The following is a 23,507-nucleotide window of genomic DNA, read 5'->3' as shown; positions in this document are numbered from 1 at the left end:
TATAAGAATTAACAGGCAAAATGAATGCACCTGCCATTTCAAAAGTATAATTATAACATCTGCCTTGACATAAAGCTTCTATTATATACTCAATCTTACTTACTTTACCCTGATTACTGTACCATTTTGCACTTTCCTTTACGAAAAAGAAAGAAAAAAGTTTCAAAAAAGAAAAGCGGAAGCGCCTTGATCAGCCCCGACAAGCGCTGGAGGGCCTTACAGTGATGTCCTTCTTTGACTCCATTGTCACGACCGAAGCGAATTGGCCAGCTCCGTCAACACCTTTAAAAACATAAAGAGTGAGCCAAGGGCTCACTCTAGCTTTGTGGTTCCTCTTTATAGTCACATTCCGTACATTGAACCTGAACACCCTTTTTGAGCTTCTTTTCTACTAGCATATTTTCGCATTTAGGGCATTTTCGTGCAAGTGGTTTATCCCATGATAGGAAGTCACACTCAGGGAAACGGTCGCAGCCATAGAATATCCGGCGTTTCTTGCTCTTGCGCTCAATGATATTTCCTTCTTCACATTTAGGGCATTTGACTCCAATTTCCTTAACGATCGCCTTCGTGTTCCGGCATTCAGGAAAATTGCTGCAGGCCATGAACTTGCCGTACCGGCCCATTTTAAATACCATAGGAGAACCGCATTGATCACAATCTTCTCCGGCAGGTTCGTCCTTGATTTCGATTTCTTGCATTTCCTTTTCAGCCACTTCAAGATTCTTCTCAAAGTCTCGGTAAAATTCGTCAATGACTTTAACCCAATTGATTTTTCCGTCCTCAATATTATCGAGGTTCTGCTCCATCTTGGCAGTGAACTCGAGGTCAAGGATTTCCGGGAAGAATTCGAGCATCAGCTCATGGATTACTTCTCCAAGCTCTGTCGGCACAAAACGCTTATTATCAAGAGATACATAGCCTCTCTTCTGGATTGTATCCAGGGTCGGCGCATATGTTGAAGGGCGGCCAATCCCCATCTCCTCCAGTGTCCTGACAAGCCTTGCCTCTGTATATCTTGGAGGCGGCTGTGTAAAGTGCTGCTTCGGTTCGAGATCTTTCTTCGTGACCTCGTCACCTTCCTTCAAGTCAGGAAGGAACTTATCCTTTTCTTCCACCTGGTCATCCGAGCCTTCTACGTAAACCTTCATGAAACCCGGGAATTTGACTTTTGAACCTGTCGCACGAAAAGTAACTTCTCCGTTCTTCAAATCCACACTCATCGTATCCATGATTGCTGGAGCCATCTGGCTTGCGACGAAACGTTCCCAAATAAGTTTATAAAGCCTGTATTGATCCCTTGAGAGAAATTCCTTTATCGTTTCAGGAACCTTCATTGTACTGGTTGGACGGATTGCTTCATGAGCATCTTGAGCATTGGACTGTTTCTTTTCTTTCCTGGCCTCTGTCTGGATGAATTTCTCTCCATACTCATTAGTGATGTATTCCCTTGCTTCCCCTTGTGCTACTTCAGAGATCCTTGTAGAGTCGGTTCTCATATACGTAATTAAACCGACTGTTCCTTCTTTCCCAAGATCGATCCCTTCATAAAGCTGCTGTGCAAGCATCATCGTCTTCTTAGCCCTGAAGTTGAGCTTTCTCGCTGCTTCCTGTTGCAAGGAAGAAGTGATGAAAGGTGGTGCTGGGTTGCGCTTGCGTTCTTTCTTCGTCACTGACGCAACTGTGAATTTATTTCCCTTCACTTGCTTAAGGATGTTGTTAACATCTTCTTCAGACTTCAACTCAGCTTTTTCTTTGCCAATGCCATAGAAAGAAGCTTCAAATGCACTTTTTCCTTTCAGGAATTCTGCACCGATTGTCCAATATTCTTCTGGAACAAATGCAGCGATTTCCTTTTCACGATCAATGATCATCCGTAAAGCAACTGATTGTACTCGCCCTGCGCTCAGCCCCTTCTTGACCTTCTTCCACAATAGCGGACTGATATTGTATCCAACTAGTCTGTCCAGAGCACGGCGTGCCTGCTGGGCATCTACCAGGTCCATATTGATCGCGCGGGGATGTTTGAATGATTCCTTGATAGCATCCTTTGTGATCTCATTGAATACAACCCGGCAATCTGAATGGACATCCACATCAAGACTTTTCGCAAGATGCCAGGCAATCGCTTCCCCTTCTCTGTCGGGGTCAGCCGCGAGATAGACTTTCTTTGCCTTTTTAGCAGCAGTTTTCAATTCCTTAAGCACGGGCCCTTTACCCCTGATTGTGATGTACTTAGGGTTAAAATTATTTTTTGTATCAATTCCCATTTGGCTCTTAGGCAAATCTATCAAATGCCCCATAGAGGCTTTCACTTTATATTTTTTTCCAAGGTAACGCTCAATCGTCTTGGCCTTTGCAGGCGATTCAACGATGACTAAAAAATCCGACATCCAATTGTCCTCCTTAGAGGTATAAAATTACATTCATTATTATCAACATACCTTAATGTTGTCAAATTAACCTTTAAAGTAAACGGTTTCAACTAACTTATAATTTTTAAAATACCTGATGCAAAATGTATAACAGATTGAAAATTATTTCAACCTTTTTGATGTAAATTTTCACTCAAATATAAAAATAACTTAATAAAAAAGTATATTTACGAAACTTTTTTAACTTTTTCTAAGCATTTTATACGATAATTTCACATTACATACCAAGTTCCTCTAAAATATCGTCGGAACTTTTGACCAGTTTGGCACCTTGCTGGATTAAATAATGGACTCCATCTGAATCAGGAGTCAATATGCTGCCGGGGACGGCAAATACATCCCTGCCTTCATTCAATGCAAAATCTGCTGTGATCAAAGAGCCGCTCTTTTTTTTCGCTTCAATGACGAGTGTTCCTCGGGAAAGGCCGCTGATAATCCTGTTTCTCATTGGAAATTGCCACTTTGCCGGCATTGTCGCTGGGGGATACTCTGATAATACTAGATGTTTTTCCATCATATACTCTGCCAATTTAATATTTTCCTTAGGATAGAGATTATTAAACCCGCCAGCAATCACACCAATTGTTTTCCCACCCAACTTAATGGCTGTTTTGTGGGCATGGGCATCAATGCCTTTTGCCAGCCCGCTTACAATCTGTATGTTCTGACCTATTAATGAAGGAAATAGATACTCAATCGCTTCTAAGCCATATGATGAGGCATTTCTGGAACCAACCACTGCAAGACTCTTTGTGTTCCTTAACAAAGAAATATCTCCCCTGGCAAAGAGGATCCAGGGAGGCTGATAGATTGTCTTAAGCTCGATTGGGTAATTGTCGTCAAAAAAAGTGATCATGTGAATATTCTTTGAGGCATAGTCATTGAGAAGTTTGTCGATGGGAACTGATTGATGGTCTCTGATGTGTTGCTGCGCTCGAGGAGTGCTAGAGGAATACTTTGCAGTTTCTGAATCAGTTAATGCTGAGCTTGCTTTAAGTGCAGAATATATAGCTTTCCAACTCGCATTTCTGCTATGGACAAGCTGGATTAGTTTCTTTTTCACTCCATCCATATGCTTCCCCCTGGGATTAATAAACAGCCCCTCTTATCAAGAGGGACTGTCTGATTGAATGTTTTAGTGTGTTTTGCACTGATCGTACAGATCTTGTTCCTTCAGAACCTTGATTAGTGTTTCGCCCATTACGGATGGAGTTTCAGCAACCTGGATGCCGCACTCATTCATTACGCGGATCTTTTCGTCTGCTGTACCCTTGCCGCCTGAAATGATCGCACCAGCGTGGCCCATGCGCTTTCCAGGAGGTGCAGTTCTTCCGCCGATGAAGCCGACCACAGGTTTCGTCATGTTTGCCTTAACCCACTCAGCTGCTTCTTCCTCAGCAGTTCCGCCGATTTCACCGATCATGATGACCGCATATGTGTCCGGATCTTCATTGAATGCCTTCAGGACATCGATGAAGTTTGTTCCGTTAACTGGGTCTCCACCGATACCTACAGCTGTAGACTGGCCGATTCCAGCTTGAGTTAATTGATGTACTGCTTCGTAAGTCAACGTTCCTGAACGTGATACAACGCCGACATGGCCTTTTGTATGGATATATCCAGGCATGATTCCAATCTTGCACTCTTCAGGAGTGATGACACCCGGACAGTTAGGTCCTACAAGGCGAGTCTTCCTGCCTTCCATGTAACGCTTCACCTTTACCATATCCAGCACAGGGATATGCTCAGTGATACAGATTGCCAAATCTAGCTCTGCATCAACAGCTTCAACAATCGCATCCGCTGCGAATGGAGCCGGCACATAGATAACAGACGCATTGGCACCTGTTGCCTCAACTGCTTCTTGTACAGTATTGAATACAGGCACGCCTTCTACTTCTGTACCGCCCTTGCCTGGAGATGTTCCTCCAACAATTTTTGTACCATATTCAAGCATTTGTTTTGTATGGAAAAGGGCAGTAGAACCCGTAATTCCTTGAACAATGACCTTTGTATCTTTATTAATGAATACGCTCACGTCAAATTCTCTCCTTTCGATCCTACTTAACTAATGAAACGATTTTTTCAGCGCCGTCTGCCATTGATTCAGCAGCAATGATATTCAAGCCAGACTCATTTAGAATCTGTTTTCCAAGATCAACGTTCGTACCTTCTAGGCGAACGACAAGCGGAACTTCAAGTCCAACCTGCTTGGCAGCTTCCACTACACCAGTAGCGATTACATCACACTTCATGATGCCGCCGAAGATATTAACAAAGATTCCTTTTACGTTAGGATCTGAAAGGATGATTTTGAATGCTTCCGTTACTTTCTCAGCAGTAGCACCGCCCCCAACATCAAGGAAGTTTGCCGGGTCGCCGCCATAATGCTTCACGATGTCCATTGTTGCCATCGCAAGTCCGGCACCGTTAACCATGCAGCCGATATTTCCATCTAATGAAATATAGCTCAGGTCATACTTCGATGCTTCGATTTCCTTTGGATCTTCTTCTTCAAGATCTCGGTACTCAAGGACATCTTTCTGGCGGTACAGCGCGTTTGAATCAAAGTTCAACTTAGCGTCCAGTGCCATTACCTGTCCGTCACCTGTTACAACCAATGGGTTGATCTCTGCGATAGAGCAATCTTTTTCAACATAAGCGTTATATAAGCCCATCATGAACTTTACAGCCTGGTTGACTAGTTCCTTTGGAATATTGATATTAAATGCAATACGGCGAGCCTGGTATGGCATTAGGCCTAATACAGGATCGATTTCTTCTTTGAAGATTTTTTCAGGAGTCGCTTCTGCAACTTCTTCGATTTCCGTTCCGCCTTCTTCAGAAGCCATAAGGACAACGCGTGAAGTAGCACGGTCTAGCACAAGGCCTATATAGTACTCCTTCTTGATGTCACAGCCTTCTTCAATCAACAGGCGTTTTACTTCCTTGCCTTCTGGACCAGTCTGGTGAGTGACCAGTGTCTTGCCTAGGATCTCAGAAGCATATGTACGTACTTCATCAAGGTTCTTAGCAACCTTGACACCGCCGGCTTTACCCCTTCCGCCAGCATGGATCTGAGCTTTTACAACAACTACCGATGAACCAAGCTCTTTAGCTGCTTCAACAGCTTCATCAACTGTAAAAGCAACCTTCCCATTAGGTACTTTTACCCCATATTTTCTGAGGATTTCTTTTCCTTGATACTCATGGACATTCATTTCCCATCCTCCTATCTATTAGGAACACCCATATCTCCAGAACCCTGAAAATACACTTTCCTAAGTAGAAAATATAATTCATTTAAATTTTTAAAAAATAGACTGCGCTTTCATTTTATATAATGAAATATTGATTGTCTACCATTATGATTTAAATATTTCCCCATTTTAAATATTGCAAAAAAATATCATAGGAAATACCCACCCACACAAAAAGCCGGGATGACTGCATTCCCCGGCTTTTATTATTAAAAAATAACCCTGAAAAAACTATATCGAATCTTGTGGCTTGTGAAAATATTATTTTTCTCTCCCTGCTTGTTTATCCAAATGATAGACAAAGGAAAATACTTCCGCCACAGCTTGATATAATTCCTCTGGTATCCGTTCATTTAATTCAAGCTGACTCAACACCTCAACAAGTGATGGGTCTTCCTGGATGGGAATATCATGGTCCTTGGCTTTTTCAATGATTTGTTCAGCCAGTAGTCCCTTTCCCTTTGCCATCACTTTAGGTGCGTCCATACTTCCTGCATTATACCCGAGGGCAACAGCTGATTTCCTTGTATGCTTTGGTGGTTTCATATTTTGATATCCACTCCGCTATATTCTTTTTGGCTATATAAATCTGACAGAACGCGCTGGTTTCTCCCTGATTGGGATTGTCCCGGGACCTGGAAGTGAACGGAAGAAAGCTGATACTTAATATTCGCCAATTTCGATTTCAATACTGGAGTCAGTTGTTCAGCCATTTTTTTCAGAGCTGGATTTTCGTTAAATACCTGGACACTCATGACGCGATTCTGGACCTGCATATCAACAATCAGATCATTTAGATGTTCAAGTTTAAGGTAAAAGAGAACTCGGCAAAAATCAGCATCAATCTTTCCATCTTCTGTTTTCTTCCCGCTCCATTGCATCGTGAGTTCATTCGTTTTTCCACCCAGTACAAATGGAATCTGCACAACGAGCTGCTGGATCGGACCTGCTTCCTGTGAGAGCAACTGGAATCCGGTGAGTTTGTTCAAAAGAAGCTCTGAAGCTTCTTTGACAGCTGGAGGGGGATTCTCGTTCAACAAGCGCAGCACCAGGGATTTCACTGTCTCCGAAACTGGTGCCTTGCCAATCTCATCATCCTTTAAAAGTTCGCCTAAGTGGTGTTCATAAGACAGTCCAAGAGAGGATAGGAATTTTTTAATCTTTGAATCATTGAAAAATGCAGCACCGGTTTCTTGCAGAGGAGCCGGCTGTTCTGCCTTTCCAACTGCTTCTGATAAAAGCTGCGCATGCAGGCCTGTTAAATGAGGCTGCCCGACAGCTTTTAGAAGGTCCATGCCAGCCTGTCGCCACGTTTCCTTTACGGAGATAAGCGCGGAAATCGACTCACCATCAACCGTCGTTGACATTAGCTGTTTGAATGCCTGCAACCCCTGCTGTATATCCGCTTCTTTTGCTGGTGGCCGGTAGAATAGAAAGCTTAGTGACTCTATCAATTCATTCGCAGACTGTGTTTTTGCAGGAATCAAGCTTGTGATCATCTGCCTTGCTGCAGCAAGATCACCATTGTCTACAAGTGTCACGATATTTTTGACGGAATTCAGTCCTTCAGGCAAAACTTCTCCTGCTGCTCTGGAGTGCTGTATCCTGTCAAACATATGTTGCAGTAGCAAACTTTCGCTGCTTTTAGGCGGGATTGCTCCAAACTGTTTAAGCAGCTCCAGTGCTGCATGGCTTTCCTTTCCGTCCCGCTTGAGCCACACCGATGCAAGATGATTCAGTGCCCCTTCAGAAGCAGTTGTTTTATTGGCTGGTAGCATCTCATTCAATAGTTTTTTGAGGCTTGTACCTGCAGCGGAGTCTGATAGTGGAACTAATGCCTTTTCAAGCTTTTCCATCAACAAGACCAAAGATGGTTCTTTTGTGGCTGTATAGAGTGCCTCAAACGCCGCCTGTGTAACCGGAATGCCCCTAGTCAAGATTGTTTTTAAAGCATCCTGACCAGCACTGCGGGAATCTACCATACTTAACCACTCTGATGCCAGCTTCAGCAGTTCCCGGTTGACTGGAAGCTGCTCTTTGATAAAAAAACGAACCAGTTCAATGTTTTCCTTTGTGGGCTGCATTGAAAATTCCCCAAGCATTTTTGCCAGGCTCCCCGGCTGTCCTTTATCCTCCGCACCTGAACTAATTACCTTTAAACGAACCTTTCCTTCTCCAGGCTGCACCTGGAACCAATAGCGCTCATTTGCAGACAACGGCGCCTCTAATTGAGCAATCATTTTCTGATTCCCGATTTGCACTTCAGCTACTTGCTCAGGGTATAGCTTTATAATCTTGCCATTGATGATTTGTCCTGGCCTAAATTCCGCTGTTTTTATTTGCTGTGTGGTTTTTTGGTTAAATAAGCCTTGCAGCGCTCCTGTTTCCATGGTTCACCTGCTTTACCAATTCTAATGAATACTCTCTCTCACGGGAGCAAATGACTTCCTGTGGTGCTCTGTCACACCGTGCTCTCTTAGGGCATTCAAGTGTTCTGGAGTTCCATACCCCATATTTGCCCCGAATCCATACTGGGGATGTACCAAACTAAGTTCTTTCATAAGCTTATCCCTCGTTACCTTGGCAATAATGGAGGCTGCCGCGATGGAGATGCTTCTGGAATCCCCTTTGATCAGCGCTTCAAACGGATAAGGGGTGTCCAGTTTGACGGCATCTATTAAAAGATAATCGGGAGTGACCGCTAATTCGTTTACAGCAGTAAGCATCGCTTTTTTGCTTGCCTGCAGGATATTGATTTCATCTATTTCCGCTGCACTGATTATTCCAACTCCGACAGAAAGTGCTTCAGCCATGATGACTTCAAAATATTCCTCCCTTTTTGATTCTGTCAGCTTTTTAGAATCATTGAGACCTGGAAGGTAAAAATTCTCGGGCAGGATGACTGCCGCTGCAACAACCGGACCAGCAAGCGGACCTCGGCCAGCCTCATCAATCCCTGCAATATTATGGAAACCTTCGGACTTGCATTTCCTTTCAAAGGAAGTCATGTTCACAAATTGCTCATGGACTTGTTTTTTTAATTCTTCTTGCCTCTCCCATTTCAAGAGGAGTTTTTGCACGCCTTTGCGGCTGTCATTTTTTAAGACTTTCAGTATTTCTTTATTCGCTTCCTCTTTCCCGAAAAGCAGCTGTTCAATTTCACTAATTGTATATTTTCCCATAGATTTTCTCCTAAAATACTTCTATATTATGTATCGGCATCTGAAAGCAAAAATAAAGGCCCTGAGTTCAGGACCTTTATTTTTGTGAGTCGCCTTCTATTTCATACACAGAGGAGGATAAATCCTCAGGACGTTCAAAGGATAATGGACCTAGCTTTTCAGTCCGGATCTCCCTGATTACAAGCTCTGCCACTTTATCGTAATCCACGTATCCGCCAGGCATTCTGCAGCCGCGAAAATCACCGATTTGATCAAATAGCTCTACAATCTCCTCTGGGAGTTCAGACAGCTTGTATCTTTCCTGCAGGCGTTCTGGATAATGCTTTTCCAAGAACCTCAAAGCATATACAGCCAGGTCCTGAAGGTTAAGGATCGTATCTTTAATTGCCCCTGTAACTGCAAGCTTTGTTCCTACTTGCTGGTCCTCAAACTTCGGCCAAAGGATTCCTGGCGTATCGAGGAGCTCCAACTCCTTGCCGATCTTGATCCATTGCTGCGACTTAGTCACCCCAGGCCTGTTGCCGGTCTGGGCAATATTCTTGCCCGCAAGCCTGTTGATCAATGTCGACTTCCCAGCGTTCGGGATTCCGACAATCATTGCCCGGATTGCCCTCGGCTTGACTCCTTTAGATTTCAGGCGGTCAAATTTATCTTTCAGAAGAATCTTTGACTCCTGGACTATCTGCTTTAAGCCGGTACCGGCCTGAGAATTGATCGCCAGAGCGGTGATTCCTTTTTCACGGTAGTAGCGAAGCCATTGTTCGGTTACGGCTTTATCTGCCATATCCGCTTTATTCAGTAAGACAATTCTCGGTTTGTGCTGGATGATTTCGTCAATCATTGGATTCCTGGACGAATAGGGTATCCGTGCGTCCACCAATTCAAATATGACATCCACAAGCTTTAATTTTTCCGTGACCTCTCTGCGAGCCTTCGCCATATGGCCTGGAAACCATTGGATCGTCAAAGCAGCCACCTCCTATCTGTTATGCAATCTCCTGTATGAATGTTGGAGTGCTTTCCTAGTCTATAGTGCGAATATCCTCAATTGGCCAATAGATGATGCTCGTCTTTCCCAGCACTTCATCAAATGGTACAGTTCCAATGTGGCGGCTATCCTTGCTGAAACGGCGATTATCGCCCATAACGAAAAGATGGCCTTCAGGAACAGTCTCCCTGCCGATCTTCTCTTCAAGCGTGAACGGATCTGTAAGCGGCCCATCAATCACCTGTTTTTTATATTCTTCCAAGTACGGTTCTTCATATGCTTTTCCATTCACATAGAGCGTATCATTTTTATATTCTACTGTATCGCCCGGAAGGCCGATTACTCTTTTTATGTAATCTTTGTTCTCGGGGGCATGAAAGACGATGATATCGAATCTTTCCGGTTCCCCAATTTTATAGCTTAGCTTGTTCACGATCATCCGGTCCTGGTCGTGGAGTGTTGGCATCATTGATAAACCGTCCACCACTATTGGCGCAAATAAAAAGTATCGAATAACCGCTGCCAGTACGACAGCAATCAGAAGTGCCTTCGTCCATTCCCATAGTTCGTTCTTCTTTTTCTCGGCCATTCTTTTCCCACCATTCCAAAAATATATGTTGTTTGAGTACATAACTTTATTTTACATAAGTCAGACAAGATAAACACGATGGGCAATGATTTTTAAAAAAAATTTAATAATGCTCTTTTCGAAAACTTTGTTCTCGGCCCTGCCAAAAGTTTATGAGTATGTATTATACGTTCCCTCGAAAAGAGCCCATATGCGGTTTTTAGCATTTCGCCTGGAAAAGAATTTGAATGAAAAAGGAGCTTGGCTAGGCAAGCTCCTTTTTGACATTCATTCTTATCGAATTTCTTTGATACGAGCTTTCTTACCACGTAGGTTACGTAGGTAGTAAAGTTTCGCACGGCGGACTTTACCGCGGCGGATAACTTCAAGCTTCGCAATTTTTGGTGTGTGAACAGGGAAAGTACGCTCAACGCCTACTCCGTAAGAAACTTTACGTACTGTAAAAGTTTCGCTGATTCCACCGCCACGACGCTTAATCACTACACCTTCAAACAACTGGATACGTTCGCGAGTTCCTTCAACAACCTTAACGTGTACACGTACTGTGTCACCAGGACGGAAAGATGGAAGATCAGTGCGAAGTTGTGCTTTTGTGATTTCTTCGATTAATTGTTGCATCGTATTCAACTCCTCCCACGAATGCTCTTGCACACTTTCATTGCAGCGGAACATTGTTATAAGTGACATATAGCACGATTGCTTTAAGCCACAAGAAGTATCTTAACATAAACAGGGCCTGACTGCAATATCATTCATTCATTTTTATCAGTTCATCAAGCCATTTTTTTTGCTGTTGTGTCAGCTCTGCCTCATCAAGAAGATCTGGCCTCCTCTGGAGGGTCCTTCTTAAGCTTTCTTTCATCCGCCATTCATCAATCAGCTTATGGTTGCCGGAAACCAGGACATCCGGGACCTTCAATCCGCGGAAGTCTGCCGGCCTTGTATAATGAGGGTGCTCAAGCAGACCAGTGCTGAAGGAATCCTGGATATGGGACTCTTCACTCCCAAGGACACCTGGAAGAAGCCGCACGACACTGTCGATGACAACCATCGCTCCGAGTTCTCCTCCGGTCAGGACATAATCACCGATGGAAATCTCATCAGTGATGACATGCTCCCGGATCCGCTCATCATATCCCTCATAATGGCCGCAAATAAAAATCAAATGCTCTTCCTTTGCCAGCTCTTCTGCTTTCTTTTGCGTATACCGTTCACCCTGAGGACACATGAGGATCACCCTTGGAGAAGTGCTTTTTGCGCGCTCTTTCAAATCAGTCACTGCATCGAAAATCGGCTGGGGCTTTAACACCATCCCAGCACCGCCGCCATATGGGTAATCGTCAACTGTCTGATGCTTATTATCAGCAAAGTCCCTGAAATTGACGACATTGTACTGTGCCGCTCCTTTTTCAGAAGCCTTTTTCAGGATGGAATGGCCAAACACGCCCTCGAACATTTCTGGAAAAATAGACAGGACATCGATATTCATCATGAAAGAAGCCCTTCCATCGGCTCAATTTCAATAACCTTTTCCTTGACATCCACTTTTTTCACGATGTCCTCAATGTAAGGAATCAGGAGTTCCTTGCCTTTGCTTCCCTTAACAACCCAGACATCATTAGCACCCGGAGTCAAGATTTCGATGACCTTTCCGAGTTCTTCACCTTCCGTGGTAAACATGGTGCAGCCGATGATATCCTGGAAATAAAACTCACCTTCCTCAAGGGTGCCGCGCTGAGTTTCTGGAACCTTAAGGATGCCGTCCCTCATTCTTTCTACCTGATTGACATTATCGAACCCTTCAAATGTCAGCAGGTTGAAATTCTTATGGGTTCTATGGCTTTTCACGATCAATTCCTCTGGCTCCTTGGAACCCGGCATGAATAAAAATAATGTATTCCCAATCTTGTAGCGTTCCTCTGGAAAGTCGGTCCTTGAAATTACTCTAACTTCGCCGCGAATGCCATGCGTATTTACTATCTTTCCGACATTAAAATACTTTTCCATTTCACAATCACCTCTCGCGTATTTCGGCCACGATGCCATCTTTCACTATAATAGTCTTTCCTGAAAGAAACTCATCCCATTGATCGCCAACACTAACGTCGACAATTCCTTGAAGCTCTGTTTCTTTAATTTCACTCCCAAGCGGAAGAATATGTAGTTGTTCTATTTGAAAATCCAGGAGCTTGATTTTTTCTTTATGGACTTTTATTTCTTGTTCAAAATGCTTTTTCAATGTTTCAGGCGGAAATTTCTTTGATTTTTCTAGCTTCTTTAGTTCAAATCTCAATTGATCGCATTCTTTCTGCAGCTGAAGCTTTCTGGAGTGGTATTTTTGGTGGATTTTCCCCTTGCTCTCTTCTGTCAGTACCTGTTTGACAACGATTGTTTGCAGTACCTTCAAAGCATTTCCCCCTTAATGCCAACCTGGCCACAACATTTTATTGAAGAGCTGGACACGGATTACAAGTCATCCTGGTGATCATTATTTATATCAAGTATCTATTATACCTTAATTTCCACAAATAGAAAAAAGGAGGGTTACCCCTCCCTTTCAGAACAATCATTTATAGAGTTATCTACCTTCTGCTTGTGCAGATGATTGTTATTCGACGATTTCCAAGAAAATCTTCTTTTGCTGTGATGAACCTGCTGCATAGACTACTGTTCGAATCGCCTTTGCAACGCGTCCCTGCTTACCAATAACTTTGCCCATATCACTTTTGTTGACGGAAAGCTTATAGGTAACGCGCTGATCCTCTTCATGTTCATTTACATGGACATCTTCAGGAAAATCAACAAGTGGCTTCACGATCGTCTCGATTAATTCTTTCATGGGCGTGTCCACAATTACTTGCTTTGCTTAGCGTTGTGGAATTTTTCCATGATACCTTGCTTAGAGAACAAGTTACGCACTGTATCAGATGGTTTTGCACCGTCATTCAACCACTTAAGAACTAGCTCTTCGTTAAGTTCAACCTTTGCTGGCTGAGCAACTGGGTTGTAAGTTCCTACAGACTCGATGAAACGGCCGTCACGTGGTGAACGGGAATCAGCTACTACAATACGATAGAAAGGAGATTTTTTAGCTCCCATACGCTTTAAACGAATTTTTACTGCCATTTTAAATAAGCACCTCCGAATAGTTTCACACAAGATAGAATAATACCAAATAGAAAACAGCTTGTAAAGTGTTTTTTCTTTACAGACTGAAAATACCTTAATTTACAAGTTAAAACGGGTTGAACGGCAGTTTGAAACCGCCCTTTTTCTTGCCTTTTTGCTGCATGTTCGTCATCTGCTTCATCATCTTTTTCATGTCTTCGAACTGCTTGAGCAGGCGATTGACTTCCTGGATGGATGTACCGCTCCCCTTCGCGATCCGTTTCCGCCTGTTGGCGTTGATGATTTCAGGATGAGTTTTTTCATTGGCTGTCATCGACTGGATGATCGCCTCGACATGCGAAATTTGCTTTTCATCGATTTGAAGATTGTTCATGCCCTTGATTTTATTAGCACCAGGCATCATTTTGAGGATTTCATCCAACGGCCCCATCTTTTTCACCTGGCCAAGCTGGTCCAGGAAATCATCCAGGGTAAATGATGCTGTACGCATTTTTTTCTCAAGCTCTTTCGCCTTTTCTTCATCGACATTTGCCTGTGCCTTCTCAATCAGGGTAAGAACGTCACCCATACCAAGGATCCTGGACGCCATCCTTTCAGGGTGGAAGGCTTCCAGTGCATCAAGCTTTTCCCCGAGACCGACGAATTTGATCGGAGTATTGGTAACAGCGCGGATGGACAGCGCAGCACCGCCTCGTGTATCGCCGTCAAGCTTTGTCAGGACGACACCTGTCAAGCCAAGCTGTTCATTGAAGCTTTGCGCGACATTCACGGCATCCTGCCCTGTCATCGCGTCGACAACAAGGAAAATCTCGTCTGGTTTGGAAAGCTCCTTGATCTGCTTCAGCTCGTCCATCAGGTTTTCATCCACATGAAGACGACCAGCAGTATCGATCAGGACATAGTCATTATGGTCTTCCTTCGCTTTGGCAATCGCCTGTTTAGCAATTTCAACAGGGCTGACCTGGTCTCCAAGCGAGAATACCGGCATGCTCAATTGCTTGCCGAGCGTCTCGAGCTGCTTGATGGCAGCTGGACGATAGATATCCGCCGCAACAAGCAAAGGTTTTCGATTGTATTTTTTGCGAAGGAGATTTGCAAGCTTACCGGTGGTCGTCGTTTTACCAGCACCTTGAAGACCGACCATCATGATGACAGTCGGAGGACGATTTGCGGCAGCGATCTTGCTTTGCTCTCCGCCCATCAGCTCGGTAAGTTCTTCTTTAACAACCTTGATGACCTGCTGGCCCGGTGTCAGGCTTTTGACAACCTCCTGGCCAACTGCCCTTTCAGTAACTTTCTTGACGAAGTCTTTAACAACTTTAAAGTTAACGTCAGCCTCTAGAAGCGCCAGACGGACCTCTCGCATCATTTCTTTTACATCCGCTTCCGAGACCTTGCCTTTTCCGCGGATCTTTTGCATCGTATTTTGCAGTCGGTCGGCCAATCCTTCAAATGCCATATCATGCGCCTCCCTAGTCTAATTTCTCAAGCTCGGCTATCATTTCATGCAAATCGCGGTCGTTCTCTCCATCCCCAATACGCTCTTTCAATTTTGAAATGAGTTCGCTTCTTTTCTGGAATTTTTCGAACAACAACAACTTTTCTTCATACTCCTCGAGCATCGCTTCTGTGCGTTTGATGTTGTCGTATACAGCCTGCCGGCTAACATCATACTCTTCAGCAATCTCTCCGAGCGAATAGTCATCAAGATAGTACAGAGCCATATAACTGCTTTGTTTTGGAGTCAGCAATGCCTGATAAAAGTCATACAAATAGTTCATGCGGTTCGTTTTCTCAAGCATTTCGATTCCCCCATGTTAAGTGAAATACCTTTACATTAAGAGTTTACACACGATCATCATCTCTGTCAAGAAAAGTTCTTTACAGCGATTTGTTGGTAAATCAAGATTCCTCTGCTGTTTCCTCTTTATCGACCATATCTGCGAAAAGGCCATAAACATACCTTTCAGCATCAAATTCCTGCAGGTCATCCATTTTTTCACCAAGCCCCACGAATTTAACCGGAATGTTCAGCTCATTGCGGATGGCAAGTACAATACCACCCTTCGCTGTTCCATCAAGCTTAGTAAGGACAATCCCACTTACGTCAGTCGCTTCTTTAAATGTTTTAGCCTGAATCAAAGCGTTCTGGCCAGTAGTTGCATCAAGCACAAGCAATACTTCATGAGGAGCTCCGGGCACTTCACGTTCAATGACACGCTTTACCTTTTCAAGCTCTTTCATGAGGTTTACCTTATTTTGCAATCTGCCGGCAGTATCACAAATCAGGATATCCGCTTTTCGTGACTTCGCCGACTGGACGGCATCATACATGACCGCTGCCGGATCAGATCCTTCTGCCTGCTTGATGACATCGACACCAACGCGGTCTCCCCAAACTTCAAGCTGCTCGATTGCACCTGCACGGAAGGTATCTCCTGCGGCAAGCAGGACATTTTTTCCTTCAGACTTGAACTTATGGGCCAATTTGCCGATGGTTGTTGTTTTGCCGACACCATTGACTCCAACAAACAAAATGACCGTCAGTTCGTCTTCCTGGATGTTCAGCTGGAAAGAGTCGTCATCAGATCCGGCCTCATAGATATCAACGAGCTTCTCGGAAATGACAGACTGAACTTCTTTTGTGTCCTGGATGTTGCGGCGTTTGACCTCTTTTTTCAGTTCTTCAATCAATTCCATTACTGTTTCGAAGCCAACATCTGCCTGGATCAAGATTTCTTCCAGCTCTTCGAAAAACTCTTCATCTACTTTACGATAGCGCGATACAAGGTCATTCACTTTATTGGAGAAGTTATCCCTTGTTTTCGTCAAACCATCTTTGAATTTCTCTGTGACACTTTCAGTCTGTGTCGTAAACTTTTCTTTTAATTTCTTAAAAAAACTCATGGTTCCATCGCCTTCCTACATTAATTCAATAAGACCCCATTCCGCCCAAGGAGATGAAAAGGCAGGGTCTCATCCTTTAGGCGGAACAAGGTAAATATCTTCCTTTTATGCTTTCACCAGTTCATTCGAATCTTCTAGTCTGACGGATACCAGCTTGGAGACTCCGGATTCCTGCATGGTTACACCATAAAGGACATCCGCTTCTTCCATTGTACCTTTGCGGTGAGTGATTACAATAAACTGTGTTTCCTCCCGGTATTTCTTCAGGTATTGAGCGAAACGGTATACATTGGCCTCATCCAATGCAGCTTCCACCTCATCGAGGATACAGAATGGTACTGGACGGACTTTCAGGATGGAGAACAATAGCGCAATCGCGGTCAACGCGCGCTCACCGCCGGATAATAGGCCAAGGTTTTGCAGCTTCTTTCCGGGTGGCTGAGCGACGATTTCTACCCCGGTATTCAGCAGGTCATCAGGCTGAGTCAGCCTCAGGTCCGCTCTGCCTCCCCCAAACAATGCCTGGAACACTGACTCGAAGTGTGAACGGATTGCGGTGAACGTCTGTTCAAAGCGCTTTTTCATCTCAAGGTCCATTTCATCGATGACAAGGAATAAGGTGTCCTTTGCTTCCTGGAGATCATTCTTCTGCTCCAAAAGAAATTCATAGCGCTCTGAGACACGCTCGTATTCTTCAATAGAACCAAGGTTCACCGTTCCCAGTTCCTCAATCGACATTTTAATCAGCTTTACTTTTCTTCTCGCCTCATCTGCCGGAATGGTCAAAGGATATTGTTCCTTTGCCGCTTCATATGATAGCAGGTATTCCTCGCGAAGATGGGCAAGCTTATTATCCAGTTCAACGTCAAGCCTGTTCAGCTTCACTTCTTCATCCTTGAGCACTTCATTGATGCCCTTTAGAAGCCGCCTTAGCTCCTTCGATTCCAGCTCCTGGTCCTCAAGCTTATTTTGAAGCTCCAGACGCTCATTCCTGCGTGAAGAAATCAGCTTAAGCGTTTCATTCTTGTCCTGCAGCTTTCTTTTTGCCGCTTCTTCCAATTGCGTTTCACCGGAAGAACTATCCGTCATTTCAGAGGAAAGAAGAGAGAGATCCTCTTTTAAAATATCCAATTTCCGTGATTGCTCCTCTGCCTGGTTAACGGCTGAATCAAGCTTTTCCTTCACATGGGAATGCTGTTCTTTCTTGGAAGCCAGGCTGATCTTCAAATCACTGATTTCAGATACAAGTGTATCCTTGGAAGTAGAATTCGAGTTCTTCAGCTCGGTCAAGCGTTCTATTTCTTTATCGAATTTTAAAAGATTTTCTCTATACTTAGCCAATAAGCCGTCGAGTTCAACCAGTCTGGATTCTAGCTTTTCTTTATCTGTATCGAGCTGCGTCTTCTCAGAATCGTATACAGATAGTCGTTCATTTATATTTTTCTGCTCCAATTCCACTTCCCGAAGGTCGCCCTTCAAGCCCTGCTGTTTAAATCGAAGCTCTTCTCCTGCTCTCCGCAATTCTTCAAGCCGTGTTTCGCTGGCTTGCGTATCAGCTTTTAATGATTTGACCTTGGATTCAAGCAAACTTGTCTTTTCTTCCATATCGGCAAGCTTATTCGTCAAATCCTCTAATTCACCCTTACGGCTAAGGAGTGAACTTGATTTTTGCTTCACAGCTCCTCCAGTCATCGACCCGCCAGGATTGACTACATCGCCATCAAGCGTAACGATCCTGCTGCGGTATTGAAGCATTTTGGCAATTTCATTCGCACCCTTTAGATCCCTGGCGATCACTACATTGCCAAGCAAGCTCTTTACGACTTCAGCATATTTTTGATCGAATTGAATCAATTCAGCAGCAGTGCCGATATAAGCACTGTTGCCTGAAAGAAGGGCAAGCTGTGAGGATTGCAGATATTTCCCTTTGATGATGCTCATAGGCAGGAAGGTAGCTCTGCCGAATGATTTTTGCTTCAGGAAATGGATTGCGGCTCTCGCATTCTCTTCATTTCGGACAACAATATGCTGCATCGCACCGCCAAGAGCTGTTTCGATTGCCGTTTCATATTGCTTAGGAACTTGGATTAATTCAGCAATTGCACCCTCTATTCCTTGCAGACGGGTGTCCCTCGCCTTCAGAACTTCTTTTACACCCTGGAAAAAGCCTGAATAATCCTCTTCCATTTCTTCCAGCATTTCTTTTTTGGATTTAGCTTGCTGCAGGTACTGATAGGCTTGATATAGCGTTTTCTCTTGCTTCTCGTAATTATTCCTTAAAGATTCAAGCTTCTTCTGTTCATCAAAAAAGATTCTAGCCTGCTCCTCCAATTCCTTCTGGGTAGAGGTGACCTTTTTCTCTATTTCCGCTTTCCTCTCATTGATTTCATCACGAACTGAGACAAAACGATCGTTGTCAGTATCCAGCCTTGATCCTTTGGCTGCTTGTTGCTGCAGCTGTTGCTCAATATAAATTTTTTCATTTTTGGCGCCAGCCTGTTCGTTCAGCACCTCGATGTAATCGCTTTTGATAGAATCTATTTTATGCTCGACATCTTCACTGTATAGATTTAACTGTTCCTGCTTCTGCTGAAGTTCTTTCTGTAGGGCAGCAGCTTCGCCAGCTAATACAGAAACAGATTGTTCGTACTCAGCCTTCTGGTTTTCCAGCAGCTCAATCGAAGATGTCAGTTCCTCAATATTCTTTTCGAGCTGACCTTTGTTTTGTGATGCATTCTTCTTTCGTTCCTTGAGAACTTCTCTTCTGCCTTCAAGCTTTTCAAGCTCCTCGCTGGCATGCAAGAGCACGTTCTGCAAATCGCTGACCGATTCATCCAGTGCCGCAAGCTGGTCCCTCATTTGTTCTATTTGTGCTTCTTTCTTCTGAAGGCCAGCAGACTGTTTGAGTTCATCTTCTTTATGTTGTTCAAGCTGTCTCGACAGCTGTTCCCATCGCCTATGCAAATCTTCAATTTCATAAGCAGTCAGTGCCACTTCAATCTGTTCCAGTTCTTCCTTTTGCTGCAGGTAATCCTTTGCAATCGCAGCCTGGATTTTTAATGGCTCTACCTGACCCTCTAATTCATGGATGATGTCCGTTACCCGATTTAAATTCTCTTGGGTTTCAAAAAGCTTGCTTTCTGCTTTTTTCTTCCTGTACTTATATTTCAGGACACCAGCAGCCTCTTCAAAAATTGTCCTGCGGTCCTCAGGTTTGCTGTTGAGGATTTCCTCAACCCTTCCCTGGCTGATAATGGAGAAAGCTTCACGGCCCAGTCCTGAATCCATGAACAAATCAACAATATCCTTTAGTCGGCAATTCTGCTTGTTGATCAAATATTCACTGTCTCCTGAACGGAAGACACGCCGTGTTACACTCACTTCATTGTAATCCAGCGGCAGTGATTGATCTTCGTTATCAAGGGTCAACGTTACTTCTGCGAAATTCAGCGGCTTCCGCGAATCACTTCCGGCAAAGATGATATCTTCCATTTTTGCACCTCGGAGCGACTTGGCTGATTGTTCCCCCAGAACCCAGCGGATGGAGTCAGTAATATTGCTTTTCCCGCTACCATTTGGACCCACGACAGCAGTCACACCTGGAACGAATTCTACTGAGATCCTTTCCGCAAACGATTTAAAGCCGACCACATCTAATCGTTTTAAAAACAATATGGCTCTCCCTTTCCAGTTAAACTATTTCTCTAAGTTGACATTCGAAAAGCGCAAGCGCCTTGTCCAGCCCCGACAAGCGCTGGATGGCCGACCAGTGAAGTCGTTCTTTGACTTCATTGGGCGGACCGAAGCGACTCGAGGGGCTAGGCGCTGGAGCTAGACAATTTTGAGTTTTAGATGCATCTTCTTTTGTAAAAACCGTTCTATTTATCGCCCATTTCCATATTCGCTTCCATATGGGACTTCAATTTTTCAAGGGCCATCTGGGCAGCATGCTGCTCTGCTTCCTTTTTTGATCGACCTGTGCCTGTCCCTAATTCTTGCCCATTAAGGTAGACTCGGGATTCGAATTCCCGGCTGTGCGCTGGACCAATTTCTTTCATGATCCGATATTCAAGCGATCCTGCACCATCCCTCTGTACAAGTTCCTGAAGCTGACTCTTAAAATCCATCACATGAGAAAAAGCACCGGCATTGATTTTCGGAAACACAATTTCTTCTAGGAATGTAGTGACTGTTTCAATTCCTTTGTCCAAGTATAAGGCACCGATGAACGCTTCGAATACATCTGCCAAAAGAGCCGGCCTGGTTCTTCCGCCAGTCATTTCTTCTCCCTTGCCAAGCAAAACTAGTTCACCAAAGGAAAGTTCATTGGCAAAGGCTACAAGTGATGGTTCACAAACTACAGCCGCGCGCAGCTTAGTAAGCTCTCCCTCACTCATCATCGGGTATTTCTTATATAAGAATTGGGATACAGTCAGTTCCAAAACAGCGTCACCAAGAAACTCCAGCCTCTCATTATCTTCATGAGGCTTTCTACGATGCTCATTCACATAGGATGAATGTGTAAATGCCTGTTTTAAAAGCTTCTCACTATCAAAATGAATACCAATTTTGTCCTGGAATTCTTTGAATTTCTGCTCCTTTGCGCGAATATTCTTTTTTTCTCTTTCTCTTCCATTGTTGCGCATGATTTATTCCACCTTGCCCATAATTTAAAGCTGTTCTTGAATGATTTGCAGATTTGTTTGATCGTGCATTTGCAAAACAAAACAGACTACTAACAGTTTACAAAAAATAACGCCAATAAAGCAAAAAAACTTGGTGTATTCCAGCAGATTACTATTAAAGATTGCTGAATTACAGTTCAAATTACATCCACACCCTAGATTTTAGGACTTTTTTACAGAAGAAAGCCCCGTTTATAAAAACGGAGCTTCTTTGTAAATCGAACAATTACTTTTGGCTATTTATGTAGTTAACAGCGTCACCAACTGTACCGATTTTTTCAGCATCATCATCAGAAATTTCCATGTCGAACTCGTCTTCTAATTCCATAACCAATTCAACAACATCAAGGGAATCAGCACCAAGATCATCTTTAAAAGATGCTTCTAGAGTTACTTGAGATTCATCTACTCCCAAACGGTCAACAATAATTTTTGTTACGCGTTCTAAAACGTCTGCCATGCTTGTTCACCTCCCCTCAAGCCATTATAGTTGATTTTATTTAAATAATAAATGGCTGTAATAACTTTTTAATATTAAACCCTGTACAACTAGGATGGTGATTATATCATAGCCTGAAATTGGACAGTAACTTGTCATCTATCGTGCAGGATAACAGGAAAAATAAATCCTGTCCTACATCACCATGCCGCCATCTACGTGGAGGGTTTGGCCTGTCATATAGGCACTGTCTTCTGATGCCAGGAAGACGACTGTTCTTGCGATGTCTTTTGGCTCACCGAAACGTGCCAGCGGAATCTGCTTGAGCATTTCCGTTTTAACATCCTCGTTTAGCTTATCCGTCATATCTGTCGTGATGAAGCCTGGAGCCACTGCGTTCACGGTGATGCCCCTGGAGGAAAGTTCCTTCGCAGATGTTTTTGTTAGCCCGATCACACCTGATTTTGCAGCAACATAGTTAGCTTGCCCAGGATTTCCGCTGACACCGACGATAGAGGAGATATTGATGATTCTTCCGCTTCTCTGTTTCATCATTTGTCTTGTGACTGCTTTCGTACACAGAAAGACACCTTTTAAGTTAATGTTGATGACATCATCCCATTCAGACTCTTTCATCCTCATCAACAGATTGTCTTTAGTTATACCCGCATTGTTAACAAGAATATCAATCTTGCCGAAACGCTCGATTGTTTCTTTTGCCATACCATTTACTGATTCAGAATTGGAAACATCTGCCTGGATCGCAAATGCATCTCGTCCCATCGCCTTAATTTCATCAACCACTTCAAGCGCCTTTGCTTCACTTCCTGCATAATTGACAGCAACAGATGCGCCTTCCCTGGCAAGTTCAAAAGCAATTTCGCGTCCAATTCCACGTGAGGCACCAGTTACCAGCGCCACTTTACCTTCCAGTCTCATTCCATCTCCTCCTTCAGGGCAGCAACAGCTGCTGCACAAGTTTCTGCATCATAGATTGCAAACGTCTTTGCTGAGCGGTCTACCTTCTTAACAAGCCCTGACAGGACCTTACCAGGTCCGATTTCTATAAAAGTATCGACACCAAGTTCCAGCATTTTAGCCACTGAGTCTTCCCATAGTACCGGAGAGTAAAGCTGCTCTACCAGTCTTTTCTTGAATTCAGAGGCATCTGTCATAGGTTCGGCCGTCACATTGCCAATCACCGGAATAACCGCATTTTTTATTGCGATTTTTTCCAGTATAGTTTCATATCTTTCAGCTGCCGGCTTCATAAGTGATGAGTGGAACGGACCACTGACATCCAGAGGTATAACCCGTTTAGCTCCAGCTTCCTTCGCCTTCACTGAAGCTTCTTCCACTCCAAGCTTTGAACCAGAAATCACGATTTGTCCAGGACAATTCAAATTGGCTAACTGAACAGGATTCCCGCCAGAGGTTACCGTCTCGGTCACATCCATGAGCTTATGGCGATCCATGCCGAGAACAGCCGCCATTGTTCCTTCTCCATTTGGCACAGCTTCTTCCATGAACTCACCACGTTTACGGACTGCATACACAGCATCTTCAAACGAAATAGCTTCTGATGCGACCAAAGCAGAATATTCACCTAGACTATGGCCGGCTGTATAGTCCGGCTTGATCCCAAACTGGCTGAAATAATTCAAGATCGCAATACTAGTTGTCAAAAGAGCAGGCTGAGCATTTGTCGTAAGCGTAAGCTTTTCTTGCGGCCCTTCAAAAATCAGGTTGCTTAAGCTTTCACCCAGGACCTCATCCGCTTTTTTAAAAGTTTCTGAGACTGATTGTTCTGCATCCGCAAGGGCCTTTCCCATCCCTACTGTCTGCGATCCCTGTCCAGGAAACAAAAACGCGATTTTCCCCATGAAAGATTCC

General features: G+C 43.9%; 23 protein-coding genes. All 23 read right to left on the bottom strand.

The window, feature by feature from the left end; all coding sequences use genetic code 11:
- Positions 1 to 317: 317 nt before the first annotated feature.
- Positions 318 to 2,393, bottom strand: a complete 2,076-nt coding sequence (gene topA, locus RH061_RS08260) for a type I DNA topoisomerase (RefSeq protein ID WP_311075287.1) — start codon at positions 2,391 to 2,393, stop codon at positions 318 to 320.
- 259 nt (positions 2,394 to 2,652) lie between these two features.
- On the bottom strand, positions 2,653 to 3,507 hold the full coding sequence (gene dprA / locus RH061_RS08255; RefSeq protein ID WP_311075285.1) for a DNA-processing protein DprA: 855 nt from the start codon (positions 3,505 to 3,507) through the stop codon (positions 2,653 to 2,655).
- Between the two features lie 63 nt (positions 3,508 to 3,570).
- On the bottom strand, positions 3,571 to 4,473 hold the full coding sequence (sucD, locus tag RH061_RS08250) for a succinate--CoA ligase subunit alpha (RefSeq protein ID WP_311075283.1): 903 nt from the start codon (positions 4,471 to 4,473) through the stop codon (positions 3,571 to 3,573).
- 22 nt (positions 4,474 to 4,495) lie between these two features.
- The gene (gene sucC / locus RH061_RS08245; protein ID WP_311075281.1) at positions 4,496 to 5,656 is read right to left on the bottom strand and encodes an ADP-forming succinate--CoA ligase subunit beta; all 1,161 of its coding nucleotides are present in this window, start codon (positions 5,654 to 5,656) and stop codon (positions 4,496 to 4,498) included.
- Positions 5,657 to 5,956: 300 nt separating this feature from the next.
- Positions 5,957 to 6,241 (bottom strand): EscU/YscU/HrcU family type III secretion system export apparatus switch protein, encoded by a 285-nt coding sequence (locus tag RH061_RS08240; protein ID WP_311075280.1) that lies wholly within the window; start codon positions 6,239 to 6,241, stop codon positions 5,957 to 5,959.
- A complete protein-coding gene (locus tag RH061_RS08235) occupies positions 6,238 to 8,085 on the bottom strand; it encodes a hypothetical protein (protein ID WP_311075279.1) in 1,848 nt (615 codons plus the stop codon). Before RH061_RS08235 ends, RH061_RS08240 begins: the two co-directional genes overlap by 4 nt.
- Positions 8,086 to 8,106: 21 nt before the next feature.
- A complete protein-coding gene (locus RH061_RS08230) occupies positions 8,107 to 8,877 on the bottom strand; it encodes a ribonuclease HII (protein ID WP_311075278.1) in 771 nt (256 codons plus the stop codon).
- 76 nt (positions 8,878 to 8,953) lie between these two features.
- Positions 8,954 to 9,844, bottom strand: a complete 891-nt coding sequence (ylqF, locus tag RH061_RS08225; RefSeq protein WP_311075277.1) for a ribosome biogenesis GTPase YlqF — start codon at positions 9,842 to 9,844, stop codon at positions 8,954 to 8,956.
- Positions 9,845 to 9,899: 55 nt separating this feature from the next.
- Positions 9,900 to 10,454, bottom strand: a complete 555-nt coding sequence (gene lepB, locus RH061_RS08220; RefSeq protein WP_311075275.1) for a signal peptidase I — start codon at positions 10,452 to 10,454, stop codon at positions 9,900 to 9,902.
- A gap of 273 nt (positions 10,455 to 10,727) precedes the next feature.
- Positions 10,728 to 11,072 carry a 50S ribosomal protein L19 gene (gene rplS, locus RH061_RS08215; RefSeq protein ID WP_079508409.1) on the bottom strand — a complete coding sequence of 115 codons (345 nt, stop codon included), beginning with the start codon at positions 11,070 to 11,072 and terminating at the stop codon, positions 10,728 to 10,730.
- Between the two features lie 130 nt (positions 11,073 to 11,202).
- Positions 11,203 to 11,943: a tRNA (guanosine(37)-N1)-methyltransferase TrmD gene (gene trmD, locus RH061_RS08210; protein ID WP_311076321.1), complete on the bottom strand. Its 741-nt coding sequence runs from the start codon at positions 11,941 to 11,943 to the stop codon at positions 11,203 to 11,205.
- Positions 11,943 to 12,461 carry a ribosome maturation factor RimM gene (gene rimM, locus RH061_RS08205; RefSeq protein ID WP_311075273.1) on the bottom strand — a complete coding sequence of 173 codons (519 nt, stop codon included), beginning with the start codon at positions 12,459 to 12,461 and terminating at the stop codon, positions 11,943 to 11,945. The genes trmD and rimM overlap by 1 nt, the downstream gene beginning before the upstream one ends.
- Before the next feature lie 7 nt (positions 12,462 to 12,468).
- Positions 12,469 to 12,861, bottom strand: a complete 393-nt coding sequence (locus RH061_RS08200) for a YlqD family protein (protein WP_311075272.1) — start codon at positions 12,859 to 12,861, stop codon at positions 12,469 to 12,471.
- 201 nt (positions 12,862 to 13,062) lie between these two features.
- The gene (locus RH061_RS08195) at positions 13,063 to 13,293 is read right to left on the bottom strand and encodes a KH domain-containing protein (protein WP_023614919.1); all 231 of its coding nucleotides are present in this window, start codon (positions 13,291 to 13,293) and stop codon (positions 13,063 to 13,065) included.
- Between the two features lie 14 nt (positions 13,294 to 13,307).
- Positions 13,308 to 13,580, bottom strand: coding sequence for a 30S ribosomal protein S16 (gene rpsP / locus RH061_RS08190; RefSeq protein ID WP_311075270.1), 273 nt, complete (start codon positions 13,578 to 13,580; stop codon positions 13,308 to 13,310).
- A gap of 109 nt (positions 13,581 to 13,689) precedes the next feature.
- Positions 13,690 to 15,042, bottom strand: coding sequence for a signal recognition particle protein (ffh, locus tag RH061_RS08185; protein WP_311075269.1), 1,353 nt, complete (start codon positions 15,040 to 15,042; stop codon positions 13,690 to 13,692).
- 13 nt (positions 15,043 to 15,055) lie between these two features.
- Positions 15,056 to 15,385: a putative DNA-binding protein gene (locus RH061_RS08180; protein ID WP_311075268.1), complete on the bottom strand. Its 330-nt coding sequence runs from the start codon at positions 15,383 to 15,385 to the stop codon at positions 15,056 to 15,058.
- Positions 15,386 to 15,485: 100 nt separating this feature from the next.
- On the bottom strand, positions 15,486 to 16,490 hold the full coding sequence (gene ftsY / locus RH061_RS08175; protein ID WP_311075265.1) for a signal recognition particle-docking protein FtsY: 1,005 nt from the start codon (positions 16,488 to 16,490) through the stop codon (positions 15,486 to 15,488).
- Between the two features lie 105 nt (positions 16,491 to 16,595).
- Complete coding sequence (gene smc, locus RH061_RS08170) at positions 16,596 to 20,162, bottom strand: chromosome segregation protein SMC (protein ID WP_311075264.1); 3,567 nt, start codon at positions 20,160 to 20,162, stop codon at positions 16,596 to 16,598.
- Positions 20,163 to 20,368: 206 nt separating this feature from the next.
- A complete protein-coding gene (gene rnc / locus RH061_RS08165) occupies positions 20,369 to 21,136 on the bottom strand; it encodes a ribonuclease III (protein WP_311075263.1) in 768 nt (255 codons plus the stop codon).
- Positions 21,137 to 21,401: 265 nt separating this feature from the next.
- Complete coding sequence (locus RH061_RS08160) at positions 21,402 to 21,635, bottom strand: acyl carrier protein (protein WP_167831778.1); 234 nt, start codon at positions 21,633 to 21,635, stop codon at positions 21,402 to 21,404.
- A 174-nt stretch (positions 21,636 to 21,809) separates the two neighbouring features.
- Positions 21,810 to 22,553: a 3-oxoacyl-[acyl-carrier-protein] reductase gene (fabG, locus tag RH061_RS08155; protein WP_311075262.1), complete on the bottom strand. Its 744-nt coding sequence runs from the start codon at positions 22,551 to 22,553 to the stop codon at positions 21,810 to 21,812.
- The gene (gene fabD / locus RH061_RS08150) at positions 22,550 to 23,497 is read right to left on the bottom strand and encodes an ACP S-malonyltransferase (RefSeq protein WP_311075260.1); all 948 of its coding nucleotides are present in this window, start codon (positions 23,495 to 23,497) and stop codon (positions 22,550 to 22,552) included. Before fabD ends, fabG begins: the two co-directional genes overlap by 4 nt.
- Positions 23,498 to 23,507 lie beyond the last annotated feature (10 nt).

This window comes from Mesobacillus jeotgali, from assembly GCF_031759225.1.
GTDB lineage: Bacteria > Bacillota > Bacilli > Bacillales > Cytobacillaceae > Mesobacillus > Mesobacillus jeotgali_B.
Note: the sequence above shows the minus strand (reverse complement) of the source record. Positions and strands in the feature narration are given on the sequence as shown.

Bases quoted from the DNA above. Each gene is read 5' to 3' on its own strand.
- trmD (WP_311076321.1), bottom strand. From the start codon at position 11,943: ATGAATATCGATGTCCTGTCTATTTTTCCAGAAATGTTCGAGGGCGTG.
- RH061_RS08240 (WP_311075280.1), bottom strand. From the start codon at position 6,241: ATGAAACCACCAAAGCATACAAGGAAATCAGCTGTTGCCCTCGGGTAT.
- dprA (WP_311075285.1), bottom strand. From the start codon at position 3,507: ATGGATGGAGTGAAAAAGAAACTAATCCAGCTTGTCCATAGCAGAAAT.
- ffh (WP_311075269.1), bottom strand. From the start codon at position 15,042: ATGGCATTTGAAGGATTGGCCGACCGACTGCAAAATACGATGCAAAAG.
- RH061_RS08160 (WP_167831778.1), bottom strand. From the start codon at position 21,635: ATGGCAGACGTTTTAGAACGCGTAACAAAAATTATTGTTGACCGTTTG.
- RH061_RS08230 (WP_311075278.1), bottom strand. From the start codon at position 8,877: ATGGGAAAATATACAATTAGTGAAATTGAACAGCTGCTTTTCGGGAAA.
- RH061_RS08235 (WP_311075279.1), bottom strand. From the start codon at position 8,085: ATGGAAACAGGAGCGCTGCAAGGCTTATTTAACCAAAAAACCACACAG.
- topA (WP_311075287.1), bottom strand. From the start codon at position 2,393: ATGTCGGATTTTTTAGTCATCGTTGAATCGCCTGCAAAGGCCAAGACG.
- rimM (WP_311075273.1), bottom strand. From the start codon at position 12,461: ATGGAAAAGTATTTTAATGTCGGAAAGATAGTAAATACGCATGGCATT.
- rnc (WP_311075263.1), bottom strand. From the start codon at position 21,136: ATGCGCAACAATGGAAGAGAAAGAGAAAAAAAGAATATTCGCGCAAAG.
- rplS (WP_079508409.1), bottom strand. From the start codon at position 11,072: ATGCAACAATTAATCGAAGAAATCACAAAAGCACAACTTCGCACTGAT.
- rpsP (WP_311075270.1), bottom strand. From the start codon at position 13,580: ATGGCAGTAAAAATTCGTTTAAAGCGTATGGGAGCTAAAAAATCTCCT.
- fabG (WP_311075262.1), bottom strand. From the start codon at position 22,553: ATGAGACTGGAAGGTAAAGTGGCGCTGGTAACTGGTGCCTCACGTGGA.
- fabD (WP_311075260.1), bottom strand. From the start codon at position 23,497: ATGGGGAAAATCGCGTTTTTGTTTCCTGGACAGGGATCGCAGACAGTA.
- sucC (WP_311075281.1), bottom strand. From the start codon at position 5,656: ATGAATGTCCATGAGTATCAAGGAAAAGAAATCCTCAGAAAATATGGG.
- ftsY (WP_311075265.1), bottom strand. From the start codon at position 16,490: ATGAGTTTTTTTAAGAAATTAAAAGAAAAGTTTACGACACAGACTGAA.
- lepB (WP_311075275.1), bottom strand. From the start codon at position 10,454: ATGGCCGAGAAAAAGAAGAACGAACTATGGGAATGGACGAAGGCACTT.
- RH061_RS08180 (WP_311075268.1), bottom strand. From the start codon at position 15,385: ATGCTTGAGAAAACGAACCGCATGAACTATTTGTATGACTTTTATCAG.
- RH061_RS08195 (WP_023614919.1), bottom strand. From the start codon at position 13,293: ATGAAAGAATTAATCGAGACGATCGTGAAGCCACTTGTTGATTTTCCT.